Origin of the sequence: Vibrio sp. PBL-C16, from assembly GCF_034321865.1 — a bacterium.
Classification (GTDB): Bacteria; Pseudomonadota; Gammaproteobacteria; order Enterobacterales; family Vibrionaceae; genus Vibrio; species Vibrio alginolyticus.
The window spans coordinates 2,841,946-2,856,492 of sequence record NZ_JAXLNY010000002.1; the positions used below are offsets into that span (position 1 = coordinate 2,841,946).

A 14,547-nucleotide genomic window follows, 5' to 3' on the forward strand; every position below is an offset into this window, starting at 1 on the left:
AAAGGGATGCATCATGCATCCCTTTTTGTTTGTGTTGTACCGTCGGAGTACCTAATAGAAAGTTCCGACCTACGCTGGCTCGGCAATTTTCACGGTTGGCTTTTTCGCTAGCTCCGCACTGGAATCTTTCTTATAAAGGTTCTCGTAGCAGTAATTTGTAGCTTCAATGTAGCCTTCTACACTACCGCAATCAAAGCGTTGACCTTTAAATTTGTATGCCAAAACACAACCAGATTGAGCTTGTTGCATCAGCGCATCGGTGATTTGAATCTCACCACCTTTACCTGGCTCTGTATTTTCAATCAGTTCAAAGATATCAGGTGTCAGAATATAGCGACCAATAATCGCTAGATTGCTAGGTGCAGTACCTGGCTCTGGCTTTTCAACCATGTTATCAATGCGGAAGATATCATCTTTGATCATCTCGCCAGCAATCACACCGTATTTATGCGTTTCTGATTCCGGCACTTCTTGTACCGCAACGATTGAACAGCGGAACTGTTTGTACAGCTCAACCATTTGCGCTAGAACGCCTTTGTCCTCATTCACACAAAGGTCATCCGCGAGCACAACAGCAAACGGTTCATCACCGACCAATTCACGTCCCGTAAGAATAGCGTGACCTAAGCCTTTCATTTCACGCTGACGGATGTAAGTGTAACTCGCAGAATCAATCAAAGAACGAATATCATCAAGCAGCGCTTCTTTACTTGTACCGCTAATTTGATGCTCTAGCTCGTAGTTTTTATCAAAGTGATCCATTAACGAGTGCTTACCACGACCCGTGACGATGCACATACCGTCCATACCGGCTTCAATCGCTTCTTCAACACCGTATTCAATCAATGGCTTGTTCACCACTGGCATCATTTCTTTCGGCATCGACTTAGTTGCAGGAAGGAAACGTGTACCGTAACCCGCTGCTGGGAATAAACATTTTTTAATCATAACCATTACCAACTAAAAAAAGGCTCCTCTGAGGGAGCCTATTACATTATTTTGAATATAAAGACTAATTAATCGCTACCAAACAGGTCACGGGTGTAAACTTTATCAGCCACATCAGCTAGTTCCTCAACCATGCGGTTAGAAACAATAACATCAGACATTTGTTTGAACTCTTCAATATCGCGGATAACGGCAGAATGGAAGAACTCATCTTCCTGCAGTACCGGCTCGTAAACCACTACTTCAATACCTTTCGCTTTAATACGCTTCATAATGCCTTGAATAGACGAAGCGCGGAAGTTATCTGAACCAGCTTTCATAATTAAGCGGTAAATGCCCACTACTTTTGGCTGACGTTTGATAATGGAGTCTGCAATAAAATCTTTACGAGTGCGGTTTGCATCAACAATTGCACCAATGATGTTATTAGGAACTTCTTGGTAGTTTGCTAACAATTGCTTTGTATCTTTTGGTAAGCAGTAACCACCATAACCGAATGACGGGTTGTTGTAGTGATTGCCAATACGAGGGTCTAAGCCAACACCTTCTATAATTTGGCGAGCATCAAGGTTGTGTGCTTCAGCATACGAATCTAACTCATTGAAATAAGCTACGCGCATCGCTAGGTATGTGTTTGAGAACAACTTAACCGCTTCGGCTTCTGTAGAGTCAGTAAACAAAACCGAGATGTCTTCTTTTACCGCACCTTCAACTAAAAGATTAGCGAACTTCTCTGCACGTTCGCTACGCTCACCAACGATAATGCGAGACGGGTGTAGGTTATCGTAAAGAGCTTTACCTTCACGAAGAAACTCTGGAGAGAACATGACATTCTGACAACCGAGTTCTTCTTTAATACGCGCAGTGTAACCTACTGGCACTGTAGACTTAATGACCATAACTGCATCTGGATTAATTGCCATCACATCTTTAATCACTGCTTCAACTGAAGAAGTATTAAAGTAGTTCGTTTGAGGGTCATAATCCGTTGGTGTGGCAATAACAACAAACTCTGCGTCTTTGTAAGCCAGCTCTTTATCTAGCGTCGCGACAAAGTTGAGCTCTTTGTTTGCAAGAAAATGTTCGATTTCCGCATCAACAATTGGAGATTTCTTGTCATTCAACAAGTCCACTTTTTCTTGGATAATATCAACCGCCACAACCTCATGGTTTTGTGACAATAACATGGCATTGGACAAACCGACGTAGCCCGTGCCTGCTACAGCAATTTTCATTTTTATTTCCTATTATTTAACTGACGCTAGCATATCAAAACACCGACACTCTCGGTAGAGTACAGTGATTAACTCAAAGCCTAACTAGCAACACAACTTAATTCAATTGAGTACTCAAGTAACGCAAATAAGCGTTGCGGATGCGCAGCTTGTTCTGCTCAAAGTACTCTTGACCATAACGGCCTCGGTTAAAGTAGCGGCGAAGCATACTATTATCCATCACGAGTTCATCACCCTGTCCTGCCGCTAAGTAGTTAGAATCATTACCCACGCGTGTTGTAACGTTGAAATCATAAGCCTCGTTACCACGAACTTGTATCACTCCCGGCGACATATCACGCCATGGCGTTAATGGCAGCTTTACTGACACAGTGACAAACTGCTCTTCGTCTGTATCGTTAAACTTTGTCACCTGATAACTTGCCGATACTTCTATATCTTCAAACCAATGTGAGGTCGTGAATTTTGCGCCGACATCCCCCTTCCAAAACTCTCCAGCAGTCGCATTAAACTGCCAATCCCACTCCGGCATAGAGAATGTATAACGAGTTAAAAAGGTTTGGCGGTCTGGGTTCGCATAACCATTTTTGTCTTTTTCGTCTTGATGTTGGAAGTAGCTCATCTCTAGTCCCAACTCATGGTTGCCTGACTGAGAGAACCAAGCTGATTCGCTGCGCGCACCGATATAATCCGACTTAACCAAGCCTAAAGAGATCTGGTTAGCTATATCGACATATGGCAAACGGAAGAACTGATGCACCATTGCACGCTCAATCTCGTTCTCGTACGCGCTATCTTCGAAATACCCTCCCTCTTCAAAATCATCACTTTCTGCTAAAGGTAAAATATGACGAACATCAATTGCCGCGCCAGACCATAGGTAGGTGTATAAGTTGCTAGACATGGCAAAAGAGTAATCATACACACCGTACTCGGTTGCAAAACCATGCCTTACCATAGGAGAAAGTACGATCTGCGAATCTAAAGTGCCTGAATTAACTCGCTCCGTTTTCCAATCAACCATGTCTAGTCTTTCCGGCAAATCGCGCGTGATAAACTGAATGTCATCACAAGCTGCGCTTCCATTGACAAAACTTTGGTAACAGTTAGCGTCAGACAAAACGCTGACCACTGGTTTTTGGTTGGCAAGCATCACAAGTTCAAATTGATCCGATGCAGCGCCAATATCTTGCGCCGCATTTTGACCTAAATGACTCGACACAATACCCAGAGCCACACCTAGTCCGTCAACTTGATTATGGTTGTAGCGACGGTTTTCTAAAGCCACCACAACTTTGTGATTTGACAAGCCGACTTGAACGTTAACGAAGCCTTCATTTTTTAACGCACTAACCAAAGAGGAAATTGACGCTTGTTGCGCTTTGTTTTGCTCAACGACCAAACGATCCATTAACGTCATATTATTCTTCGCGTAGTCGCGAGAGCGAGAGTATTCCGTTATCAATGGCATCGAGAGTGCAGCACTCCAAACGCTTGAACCATCCGATTCATGACCAGAATAAATCTGGTAGCTTAATGAGGCGGTTATATCATTAGGCAGTAAATTATCGGGAGTAAACACTTTTACAGAAGAGTTGAATTCTACTGAATCGTACTCTCCTACTAGTTGAACAAAGTCAAAAGGTTGGTATTCAAAGCCACCAAAAGGGCCATCTAGAACACCCATCAAACGCTCTTCTGACTGACCGAAACCAGCAGAAATCCTTAAGGGAAGTGCATTAAACGTATAATCAGCGACGGCAAAATTAGTCATGAGCTTAGTTGCAGCACCACCGACATCTTGCATACCTAAAGCAAAATCTAAGTTCTCATTCCCCCAAAAATTGGGAACCTGATACTTCAGTGATAATGATAAATCTCGAATACCGCCACAGCCTGTTTTAAAACAGTTCGAGTTATAATCATAAGTAACGATACTACCGTGAGCCTCTAACCCTTCAATGAGGCCGAAAGATACTTTGATAGAATCTAAACCTTGCACCTCGTCAAGCCAAGGGCGCCCTTGGGCAAAAGATACACCAAAGTCACCATACTCTTTCACTTGAGCATTAGGGTTAAAAACCAGTCCACTAAAGCTTTGGTTAGAATTTAGCGTCTGCAATTCGTTTGCCGCGACGCCACAACTAAAAGCCAACGATAGGGTAATTATCGTTACTTCATCCACTGAAATCTTTTTGATCATAACTCTTTATTTTATTTAGTTTTGCTAACTGGCACTGAGGCCTTCTGCTTGAGTTTTTTCTTTTTGAAAGCAATCTTCCACTGCGTCCAAGTATTTTTGTATGACTAACTGCTCATCAAACTCTCGTTCAACTTTTTGACGACTGAATTGTCCCATTGTTAACCTTTCTTGATGAGTGAGGTTGATCACCAAATCCAGTTTTTCAATCAAACTCTCTGTCGAACGAGGAGTACATAAATAACCATTGACTCCATCGTCAACCGTTTCACGACAACCAACATTGTCGGTTGTTACTATGGGTTTCCCCATTGCCGCCGCTTCAAGTAACGATTTAGGAACTCCCTCTCGATAGAATGAAGGAAGCACCATGCAATCTACCTTCGCAATCTCCTCTTCTACACAATCAGAAGTGCCAAGATAACTTACAATGCCTTCATCAACCCACTTTTGCATATCACTACTAGAGACAGCTGAAGGGTTATTAACATCAAGAAAACCTAGTAATCGAAATTCAACCTTATCACCATGTTTAGACTTCAATGCACGGGCCGCTTCAACGTAGTGACCAATGCCTTTGTCGTACAACATTCTGGCAATCAATAAAAAGCGAATTACACCGTCATCATTTGCAGGGCTAACTTGAAAACGGTTGAGATCAGCTCCCGAACCGGGTAGACGATCAACAAGATACGATGGCGCTAACTGGTTCTCCAAAAACAACGTTTTATCGTCTTCATTTTGAAAGAAGATCTTACTTGCTTTAGATTGGCTCATTTTATACAGCAATCTGGCAATCTTAGACGTAAGGCCTTCATTAATAAAGACCATACCTAAGCCGGCAATATTATTGACCGACTTAGAGCCAACAAAATGCCCAGCTAACGTACCGTAGATATTATTCTTTGGAGTAAAGTTCAGTACCACATCGGGTTTGACGCTCTTAAAGATTTTGATAAATGAGAAAAACGTACCAATATCTTTAACAGGGTTTGTACCCCCTTGGTCAATGTTGATATGACAAAAGCTTGCTCCAAGTGATTCAAGCTTCGGTGAATAATCATCTTTAGGGGCTATAGCTACAACCTGATAACCAGCGTCCAACAACGCCGTAATGGTGTTTCTTCTGAAATTATATAAATACCAACTTGTATTTGCTGAAATCGCAACCGTTTTCATCTACTACCTAAACCTTATAAAACTCGCGATACCAATCAACTAAGGCTTGAACGCCCTGTTTAAGACCAACTTGAGGTTTGTAGCCAGTCGCTTCGAATAAATCAGAGGTATCAGCATAAGTCTTATACACATCACCAGGCTGCATCTCGCGGAAGTTCTTTTTCGCTTCAATACCAAGCGCAGATTCGATTTCCGTGATGAAGTCCATAAGGTTAACTGGACTACCGTGACCGATATTGTAAACAGAGTATGGAGCTGAACTAGAAGCAGGCGTACCGGATTCAACGGTCCAGTCGTCATTTCTTTGAGGGATAACCTCAGAAATACGTACAATACCTTCAACAATGTCGTCAATGTAAGTGAAGTCTCGCCACATATCGCCATTATTGTTTATATCAATTGTATCGCCCTCTAATATCTTCTTAGTGAAAATAAAAGGTGCCATGTCAGGACGACCCCATGGACCGTAAACGGTGAAGAACCGCAATCCAGTCGTCGGTAAGTCATACAAGTGAGAATATGAATGTGCCATTAACTCATTTGATTTTTTCGTCGCTGCATACAAAGAAACCGGGTGGTCAACCGTATCACTTGTTTCAAACGGTGTTTTTTGATTCAAGCCATAAACAGAAGATGACGATGCGTAAACTAGATGCTTAACTTTTGAATGTCGGCAACCCTCTAGGATGTTTAGGTGACCAACTAAGTTAGAATCCGCATAGGCCATCGGGTTTTCTATAGAGTATCTCACACCAGCTTGAGCTGCTAAGTGGATAACACAATCAAACTGGTTGTTAGCGAAGAAATCAGCTACAGCTTGTCTATCCGAGAGATCCATCTTTACAAATTCGAATCGCTCACTATTGTTGATCGTCAGTAGTCGAGCTTCTTTAAGATTAACATCATAGTAGTCATTAATATTATCTACACCAACAACACTCGCACCTTTACTCAAAAGCACTTCAATGGTTTTAGCGCCAATAAAACCCGCTGCGCCAGTTACTAAATATTTCATTTATTAAATTCCTTCCAATAACTACCTAATAAGACATCTGCATCTTTACTTGAAAGTGGTTCCCAACCACTACCATGACAAAACGTTAGTTCTCCAAAATAAACCTTTCCATCGACGTTATACATATCAACTCGAACGTATTTAAAAGGTTTCGCTAATTTTTTTGCTAGTGAAACCACGTCAGGCATATTAATTGGAAACTCGTAGGAATCATCAACTGATTCATACTTGGGCTGTATAGCAAAATCTAACTTTTCTAAATGCTCGGAATACAGTGATCTCTTATGATTACTAAATCGGTCACTATCGACCTGAATTATTACTTTTTCCTGGTTACTATCGTCCCCTTGAAAAATATGCAATTTATAATCGGATGGCAGAGAACCATCTTTATGCATTAATAACTCTTCCATGAGTACTTGAGGCGTTTCAAGATCATAGAAATTTTCATCAATCTTTTGTCCTATTTTTACTTTTAGGTAACGATTGAATTGTGCTGATAGTGCATTTAAATCTGTTAATTTTGACTTATCAAGTACTACTTTAACATTCTCACCACCACCTCCATTACTCGTTTTGATAACAAACTTATCAGGTGCTTTATGAAAGAAATCAGGCGTTACATGAGTTGTTTTAGCAATTAAAGGAATTAAATGTTCTTTACCAATAGTATCTTCGACATATTTTCTCACAGTATACTTATCAACATAACGAGAGAAGCTTAATGATTGTGAATCTAACTTTCGAGCAAATACTTTTTCTGAAAATGTACTAGGGTTTACAAAGCTTGGATAATAACGATGAACGATAATAAATCTGAATTTATTATATACACTAGGTGTAAGTATTAATCTTAAACTATCTCTTATTATATTCTTTAATTGTTTTTTTAGTGATGACATTCTAGTACTTCCGCATATTTACTAGTTATCTCTTGATGACTAATGCTGTCAATAAATCCTTTACTATTATTTTCAAACTCAGAGCTAAGGATATATTGGTTTTCGATTGCATAACTTATTGCTTTACAAGCCGCTTCGATATCACCCACAGGAAACAATATGCCGCGCTTCTCATGAGAAAACTCACCTTTCGAAGCAGAGTAGTTAAGAAAGTCATCACAAAGGATTTCTTTAGGTCCAGTTTTACAATCACTGTGAATAGGGATAGCTTTAGATATCATCGATTCGATAAGAGCATTCGGGAATCCTTCAGCCTCAGAGCAAGATAGGTAGAATCCAAATTTATTTATATACTTAAATGGGTTTTCAACCATGTCATGGAAAGTAATGTTCTTCAATTCCTTGTGTCTAACATATTCCTGTAGTTCATTTTTTAAAGAACCGTTTCCGAAAAAATGAAAATGACAATTATCTTGAAAACTTTCAGCGATTTTAATTACATCGTATGGTCGCTTAGATGGGTTCAAACGACCAACAATTGCTATGTGATATCGGTTATCGTCCACGGGTTCGTCAATTATTTCTTGGGCTAATTCTTTAATCTCGTCGATATTGTATGGATTATATATGACCCTATGATTTTCAGGTGTCCATCCAAAAACATCATTAAAGTCAGATAACATTTCCTTTGATTTAAATATATGCACATTTGCCTGCTTCAAGGCCATACTCATTAATGTTCTATGAACAAACTTCGTTATATTGGACTTGCTATTATAAAAACTGCTATAACTAAAACAATGTACAGATTGAAAAGTAAAGTTAGCACCAAAAATCTTTGCCAAACCGCAAGTTAAATTTGGATTATTTAAATGAGATTGAACCACATAATCATCCGGCAAAAAAACAAGCTTACAAATAGATTTCAAAATAGAAATAATGGGAAATTTAGAATTAAAGCTAACTTTATTTAAAGATTTATTTTCATAGAACTCATTATTATTTAAAACCCATAATGATGTTACAGTTCTGATAGCTTCGTTTTTGAACAATCTTGAAACAACTCTCTCAGCGCCACCATGACTAAGATTGTTTATAAATATTATATTTTTCATATCCTCTTACCAACTTAACCAATTCCGTTCTCAAGAACAATTCCAACTTAGGAATATAAATACAAGAAACTGCAATTAGAAAAATAATAAAAATCACTTTTCCAATTAAATTATCCATAAAAGCAAATTTTGAAAAAACCGCATAACCGATTTCTTGATGCAGAAGGTATAGAGGATAAGTTCCAGCTGCTAAAGTTATTATTATATTTTCAATCATCCCTTTTGAAGTTTCAAAATTCAAAAACTTAATAAAAAATACAATAATTAACGTAAGGATAAGAATTGCATATAATGGGTTAATATTGAAATCATTATAATTAGCTAAAGTCTCACTTCTAATATAAGTTCGATACATTAAAAGAGTAAAGCTAGCAAAAGATAATAAGATGAAAATCTTTGATTTTTTATCATTACTATTTAAGATGCTAATACAAAGACCAAATAAAAAATAAGGGATCCAATTTAAAAGAAAAACACTTTCAAAAAAACCAAAGTCAAAATACCCCATTAATGAAAGAAATGAGCTGAACAACCAGAAATAAACTAACGCAGTGAATATCTTGCCTTTAAACAAAAAGAAACATAAAGATATCAAAACATAAAATGTAATTTCTATAGCTAAAGTCCAATAAACACCATCTATACTTTTTACATTGACAAAGCTCTGAAGCATTGAAAAATTAATTAATATTTGTTTACTTGTTAGTGTGCTGTCACTTAGGAAGTAAATGACTATTATTGATATGGACAAACAAATCCAATACGTCGGATAAAGCCTCATAACTCTAGCTTTAAAAAAACCCCACACATCCCTCGTACGTAGTGAGTTATATATTACAAATCCGCTTATTATAAAGAAAACATCGATTCCTAAATATCCATAAGAAAACATATAGTCATACGAAAAATCGCTATAAATCTCACCTAATTTAGGTCCATAAAAAAAATAGTGATAAAAAATCACCATAAAGCATGCACATATTCTCAAAAAATCAAGTGTTACATTTCTTTTCATCTGAGCCAAGGTAATCATCCTTATTTGATACTATTAACAACATTGCAAGAATAAACCATACATAAGGATTAGAAATCTTATAGAAGTTAAATGAAATTACTATTAAAAATATGGTCGAATCTATAGACACTTTGTAATGTATGAACAATACAGATATATATATAATAAAAATCAGTGTTCCAATTATACCTAAATAAACCAGAAGAGATGGAATGGTAGTCAATGGTATATCTATTATATCATTACCCACACCTGAACCAAATAATTGATAAATTAAATCTAAATCATAGAAAATAGTAAACATCAACATTCTCTCTCCTGTTGAGTTATCTGAATCTAAATTTAAAATCCTATAATTATAATAAGATATTATTTGATCCTGCATCAGGAAAAGAAAAATTGAAGACATGATGATTATAGATAAAACCTTTTTAAATGTAAGATTACTAATGTTGGTCAAAAATATATAACATATTGAAAAAACAATCCCTGATATCGAAAATGAAATAAAAATCGTGAATAGTACTAATGCTTCAATTTTGCTATTTAGAAAGCTGGACTTTTTTGATATCCACAGTAATGTAATCATAAATGCACAATAAGAACTAGGCTCACTAAATAAACCAGAAGGCCTAAAAACAGCAACACCACCGTGATCTTCAATTCTTTCGAACCCAGAAACTCGTTGAACTTCACCAGTAATCGGCTGTAAGAAATCTATTTTTTCGTTAAATAAATAATAAGCTAAAAGTTGTATTAAAAAAAATAGAGCATGAATTAGAAAAAGGTAATTAAGAACATTTAAAGAGGATTTTATTTTATCTTTAAGAGAAATAATTGATAAAAATATTATCACATTGATAACTAGACCAATAACAGAGTTAATATAAGGCTTATCAGACACTAATGCACCCAAAGAAGAAAGAGCGAAAATAAGCACTAATATTGAAATGAATCTAAGGTCAGCTTTAGTTAATACTGGATTACAAATAAAAAATAAAAATAATAAAATAGCCGCAGCTATTACAGGTCCAGGAGCTAATGATATACTATAAAAGTAATAACTTCTCAAAGTAAAAAACAAACACGCAAAGAAAAAAAACAGTTTAAATTTTTTATCAACTACATTAACTCTATTCATCATTGACTCTTAACAACTTCACAATCCTTAACCTATCTACTGAATTAAAAATTTAAATTAATAATCATTTTGTTTTTTTAACAACCTAAATGAATAATAAACAACAGAAACATTGTATAAAAAACCTAGTATTACAAAAACTAATATCACATCTCTTAAATCAATATTGATTAGAAAAACCAACAACAAAAAAACTAACTTTATAATCAAGAATATGTTTTCTATAGAGATTAACTTTCTTTGTTTAGCAGAGGAAATTAAATAGCAATATGCAGGGGAACTAAACAATCCAGAACTTACCCAGAAAATTATCATACCCATATAGTATGCCGTATCCTTCCATTCTTCTCCCCACACTAAATTAACAACGAATTCCGAACAGAGATTAAATATAATAACCAAAGCAATTGTTGGCACTAAGAGAATTAAAGAATATCGACTAACAAATAAAAACTTATCTTCTATTATAGATATTTTTTTTAGTAGGAGATTACGTAGAGGTGAAAAGATTAGAGTCATTGGCGCTAGAGTTAGAGAAAAAGCTAGCGAAAAATAAGCTAATGATTCATATCCATATTTTAAAGGAAGCAGTACCATAGGGACTTGTTGAGATATCGAGTTTAATAAACTTGCAACTGTACCATATATAAAGTACTCTTTTTTACTTAAGACAAAACTCTTAATTTTTGTTTTTTCATAATTATCAGTCTTTTCTTTTCTTCTTCTAAAAGTTGATGCAATAATTTCAGATAATATTCTGATTATTACCATTGGATACATTGCTTTAGGGATGGAATTAATAATACATTGCCCTGTCAACATGAGAAAAGGCCTGATGACAGCAGTTATACCATACTTTGACGTCTTATCTTCTTTTATTAGAGCTGACCCAAACAATATGAACTTAGCATTAAAATAGGCTAAAATGACACCAGCCAAAGTCAAGAGTATCAACTCTTTATCATGATAAACGAGACTTGTGAACGCAATAAAAAATAAGAGTAAAAATAGTAGTAATGTAGAGTACCTATTAATATGGTAAAATGTTTTTGATATATTTTCTTTAGCTTCTAATAAAATAACACTGTCAGATTTAAGGTAAAATAGAACTGAGATCGCGAGTGACAAACTATTTACATAACTATACTTACCGAACTCTTCCGCTCCAAATAACTTAAATCCATATGAAATCGCAATGAAGTTTACAATCTGAGCTAAGGCCAGAGCACCAGACATCCCAACAAGCTTTTTTAACACTTTTCATTCTCAATAAATAATACTAAGCTTTCAGCTAGCAATTCTTCTAAAACAGTATTGTTCTTATTCTCTAACCATTGATTTTCTATTTTTTCATAATAATACTGAGCATTGATTTGTGTATAAGGACCAAAGTGTGCGCATTGGAACTCAATACACTTGTATCCCTCTTTTGTCTTAATTATATCAATTGAAACATAAGGAGTTGCGAGTTTAGTTCTAAACTCCAAAGCAAAATTCAAAAGTTCTTCTTCTGGTTTTACAAATTCAAATTTCCCACTACCACTTGCTCTAAAGTCGTTCGTCCTTGTATTTCTTTTTAATACAAAGCATTTTTTGTTAAATACAAGAACTTTATAATCACATGTTAATTCATCAACAAAGTTTTGAAGAACATATGGTTCCTTTACTTTATAGTATTCCAGAGCTAATTCATTAATGTTTGTTCTTTTTAATTTTGATTTTAAAAATGCTCGTAAGTAATAGGCAACTCTTTTTATTCCGACTCTTGATAATATAGACTTACGAATAAAACTATTTAGCTCTTCCGTTTTACTAACTAGTGTTACCCCTCCACTTCCGGCTCCATTGACAAGCTTAAGCACTTTTCTTTCGCTTATATTTCTAGGTTCAATGTAGTAACTCTGCTCAATAAAAGGAAGATCTTTTTGCTTTGCGTAAAGGCCCTGATAGCCTTTATTTTCATGGCACTTAATTAAATCTCTATCAGGTATAACTGCGTTATTAAATACGGGTAATGAAAGGACGTCATCTAAATACTTTTTCACATCAAGGTTTTGATGACTTCCACAGACATATAAAGAACTATCACTATTATTTATCTCAAACTGTAAAGACTCAAAATCCAATAGATCCACATCATAGCCAAAGCTCTTAATGTGGTTGACAAACAACTCTAAATCAATCGATTTAAAAGTTGGTATTCTTTGCCCAAAATATTCTTTATGATGTAATACTTTAATTTTCATTTTAAAAATTTGACTCATTTGGTTATTTTTGAAGAACTTCTTGTTTGCTCTCTTTATTAAATATACTTTTTATTACTGCTGTAACTTTCCATATATGACTAATAAGCCAAAAGTAAACTAAGAATAAAACAATGAATGCAAAAAACATCACAGACTCTTTCATTCCAACAAAATCAGCCCACAAACCGATAGCGGCACAAATTGATGCCATCGAACAGATGAAAATTAACGTTGCACCTGGAGAAAGCCCAATACGCTGACAAATATGGTGTAGATATTCTCTGTCTGGTTGGAATGGTGACTGACCTTTACGAATACGACGGATCATAATGGTTGCCATGTCCATCAACGGTAAAGCTATTAGCCACAGTGCTGTGACTGGCTTGAAGGCTACCGCTCCTGGTTCTTGCGTGCCGCGAATCAGCATCCAGACCACTGTAAAGCCGATAAACATACTGCCAGCATCACCCATAAAGATTTTAAAGCGACGACCAAGTGGGAAACCTAAGTTCAGAAAGATGTAAGGAAGCATCGCAGTCACGATCATTAAACAGATCGTGGCTAAATATTCGTTTCCGTTGTAGGCAAACACAATACCTAATGCTGTAAAGGTGACCGAGGCTAACCCGCCCAGCAAGCCGTCTATGCCATCAACCATATTAAATGCGTTAATTGCGCCTATTACCGCAATAACGGTGATCACTGCGCCAGCGACTTCATTAAGGGCAATGGTTTCGCTCCCCATTAAGTAGCCTAAATCGTGTAAGCTGTGGCCTCCGATGTAAATCATCGCAAGGGATATTCCAGCTTGGATAATAAGACGAATTTTGAAACTTACATCGTAGTAGTCATCTAATGCGCCGAGCACTATAAGCACAGCCGAACAAGATAAGTAGAGTGATAGGTTGTCATTCATTGGTAGGAACAGAAGGAACCCGACCAGTATAGTAGAGAAAATGGAGATGCCTCCTACAAGGGGTACTACTCCTTGGTGGAGCTTTCTTGCATTGGGTTTATCTACTAGACCTACGCGCTTAGCAACTTTGCGCATAACAAAAAGTAGAACGAACGACAAAATAAATACAAATAAATATGCATTATTCATGGTAGCCAACTGTGTTATTAAATAAGTTTGAGGTAAATCTATAACGCATCCGACTGATTCCCTTTACGGATTCCATTGCATCACAGGTCCGATACTGCTGATTCTTGCTTCGCTCGTATCTAGACACGCCGAACTCTAAGAATGAGCAGGTGATTTTTTGACGTGACAAAACCACATTAGCCAACGTGGGTTGTAACGCATTGCAAACGCTAATTTCTAATATTGAATATGTAAGTAACTGAGTTCCACCGACACTAGCTCGTGACGGCCATCGGTTCTCAGCCTTTATAGGCAGGCCAAATACAAAGCTGAATACACTAACTAACGGTTTGGGCCGGTAGTTATGTACTTCTATAAACCTAGTATTTGGTTTTGATAGGTATGAGAAATGGAGATTTAAATTGTAACCTATGCCTAACCAACATTTGCTCGCCACTTTGTTAGCT

Annotated in this window: 12 protein-coding genes; all 12 read right to left on the bottom strand. The window is 36.6% G+C overall.

What is annotated here, in order from left to right; genetic code table 11:
- Positions 1–69 precede the first annotated feature (69 nt).
- Positions 70–948, bottom strand: a complete 879-nt coding sequence (gene galU / locus UQW94_RS21305) for a UTP--glucose-1-phosphate uridylyltransferase GalU (RefSeq protein WP_005397961.1) — start codon at positions 946–948, stop codon at positions 70–72.
- Between the two features lie 68 nt (positions 949–1,016).
- Entirely contained in the window at positions 1,017–2,183 is a 1,167-nt protein-coding gene (locus UQW94_RS21310; protein WP_023583774.1) for a nucleotide sugar dehydrogenase, read from the bottom strand.
- A gap of 97 nt (positions 2,184–2,280) precedes the next feature.
- On the bottom strand, positions 2,281–4,386 hold the full coding sequence (locus UQW94_RS21315) for a YjbH domain-containing protein (RefSeq protein WP_262668080.1): 2,106 nt from the start codon (positions 4,384–4,386) through the stop codon (positions 2,281–2,283).
- A gap of 24 nt (positions 4,387–4,410) precedes the next feature.
- Positions 4,411–5,562, bottom strand: coding sequence for a glycosyltransferase family 4 protein (locus UQW94_RS21320; RefSeq protein WP_322142541.1), 1,152 nt, complete (start codon positions 5,560–5,562; stop codon positions 4,411–4,413).
- A 7-nt stretch (positions 5,563–5,569) separates the two neighbouring features.
- Positions 5,570–6,577: an NAD-dependent epimerase gene (locus tag UQW94_RS21325; RefSeq protein WP_005384851.1), complete on the bottom strand. Its 1,008-nt coding sequence runs from the start codon at positions 6,575–6,577 to the stop codon at positions 5,570–5,572.
- A complete protein-coding gene (locus UQW94_RS21330; protein WP_182015978.1) occupies positions 6,574–7,479 on the bottom strand; it encodes an ATP-grasp fold amidoligase family protein in 906 nt (301 codons plus the stop codon). The genes UQW94_RS21325 and UQW94_RS21330 overlap by 4 nt, the downstream gene beginning before the upstream one ends.
- Positions 7,467–8,594, bottom strand: coding sequence for a glycosyltransferase (locus UQW94_RS21335; RefSeq protein WP_182015979.1), 1,128 nt, complete (start codon positions 8,592–8,594; stop codon positions 7,467–7,469). Before UQW94_RS21335 ends, UQW94_RS21330 begins: the two co-directional genes overlap by 13 nt.
- The gene (locus UQW94_RS21340; protein ID WP_250157641.1) at positions 8,563–9,609 is read right to left on the bottom strand and encodes an acyltransferase family protein; all 1,047 of its coding nucleotides are present in this window, start codon (positions 9,607–9,609) and stop codon (positions 8,563–8,565) included. Before UQW94_RS21340 ends, UQW94_RS21335 begins: the two co-directional genes overlap by 32 nt.
- Positions 9,587–10,750, bottom strand: coding sequence for a hypothetical protein (locus UQW94_RS21345; protein ID WP_213986780.1), 1,164 nt, complete (start codon positions 10,748–10,750; stop codon positions 9,587–9,589). The genes UQW94_RS21340 and UQW94_RS21345 overlap by 23 nt, the downstream gene beginning before the upstream one ends.
- Before the next feature lie 57 nt (positions 10,751–10,807).
- Positions 10,808–12,007, bottom strand: coding sequence for a hypothetical protein (locus UQW94_RS21350; protein ID WP_322142542.1), 1,200 nt, complete (start codon positions 12,005–12,007; stop codon positions 10,808–10,810).
- Positions 12,001–13,014 carry a hypothetical protein gene (locus tag UQW94_RS21355; protein ID WP_318133194.1) on the bottom strand — a complete coding sequence of 338 codons (1,014 nt, stop codon included), beginning with the start codon at positions 13,012–13,014 and terminating at the stop codon, positions 12,001–12,003. The genes UQW94_RS21350 and UQW94_RS21355 overlap by 7 nt, the downstream gene beginning before the upstream one ends.
- A gap of 4 nt (positions 13,015–13,018) precedes the next feature.
- Positions 13,019–14,101: a UDP-N-acetylglucosamine--undecaprenyl-phosphate N-acetylglucosaminephosphotransferase gene (gene wecA / locus UQW94_RS21360; RefSeq protein WP_322142543.1), complete on the bottom strand. Its 1,083-nt coding sequence runs from the start codon at positions 14,099–14,101 to the stop codon at positions 13,019–13,021.
- Positions 14,102–14,547: the final 446 nt, after the last annotated feature.

Bases quoted from the DNA above. Each gene is read 5' to 3' on its own strand.
- galU (WP_005397961.1), bottom strand. From the start codon at position 948: ATGATTAAAAAATGTTTATTCCCAGCAGCGGGTTACGGTACACGTTTC.
- UQW94_RS21310 (WP_023583774.1), bottom strand. From the start codon at position 2,183: ATGAAAATTGCTGTAGCAGGCACGGGCTACGTCGGTTTGTCCAATGCC.
- UQW94_RS21315 (WP_262668080.1), bottom strand. From the start codon at position 4,386: ATGATCAAAAAGATTTCAGTGGATGAAGTAACGATAATTACCCTATCG.
- UQW94_RS21320 (WP_322142541.1), bottom strand. From the start codon at position 5,562: ATGAAAACGGTTGCGATTTCAGCAAATACAAGTTGGTATTTATATAAT.
- UQW94_RS21325 (WP_005384851.1), bottom strand. From the start codon at position 6,577: ATGAAATATTTAGTAACTGGCGCAGCGGGTTTTATTGGCGCTAAAACC.
- UQW94_RS21330 (WP_182015978.1), bottom strand. From the start codon at position 7,479: ATGTCATCACTAAAAAAACAATTAAAGAATATAATAAGAGATAGTTTA.
- UQW94_RS21335 (WP_182015979.1), bottom strand. From the start codon at position 8,594: ATGAAAAATATAATATTTATAAACAATCTTAGTCATGGTGGCGCTGAG.
- UQW94_RS21340 (WP_250157641.1), bottom strand. From the start codon at position 9,609: ATGAAAAGAAATGTAACACTTGATTTTTTGAGAATATGTGCATGCTTT.
- UQW94_RS21345 (WP_213986780.1), bottom strand. From the start codon at position 10,750: ATGAATAGAGTTAATGTAGTTGATAAAAAATTTAAACTGTTTTTTTTC.
- UQW94_RS21355 (WP_318133194.1), bottom strand. From the start codon at position 13,014: ATGAGTCAAATTTTTAAAATGAAAATTAAAGTATTACATCATAAAGAA.
- wecA (WP_322142543.1), bottom strand. From the start codon at position 14,101: ATGAATAATGCATATTTATTTGTATTTATTTTGTCGTTCGTTCTACTT.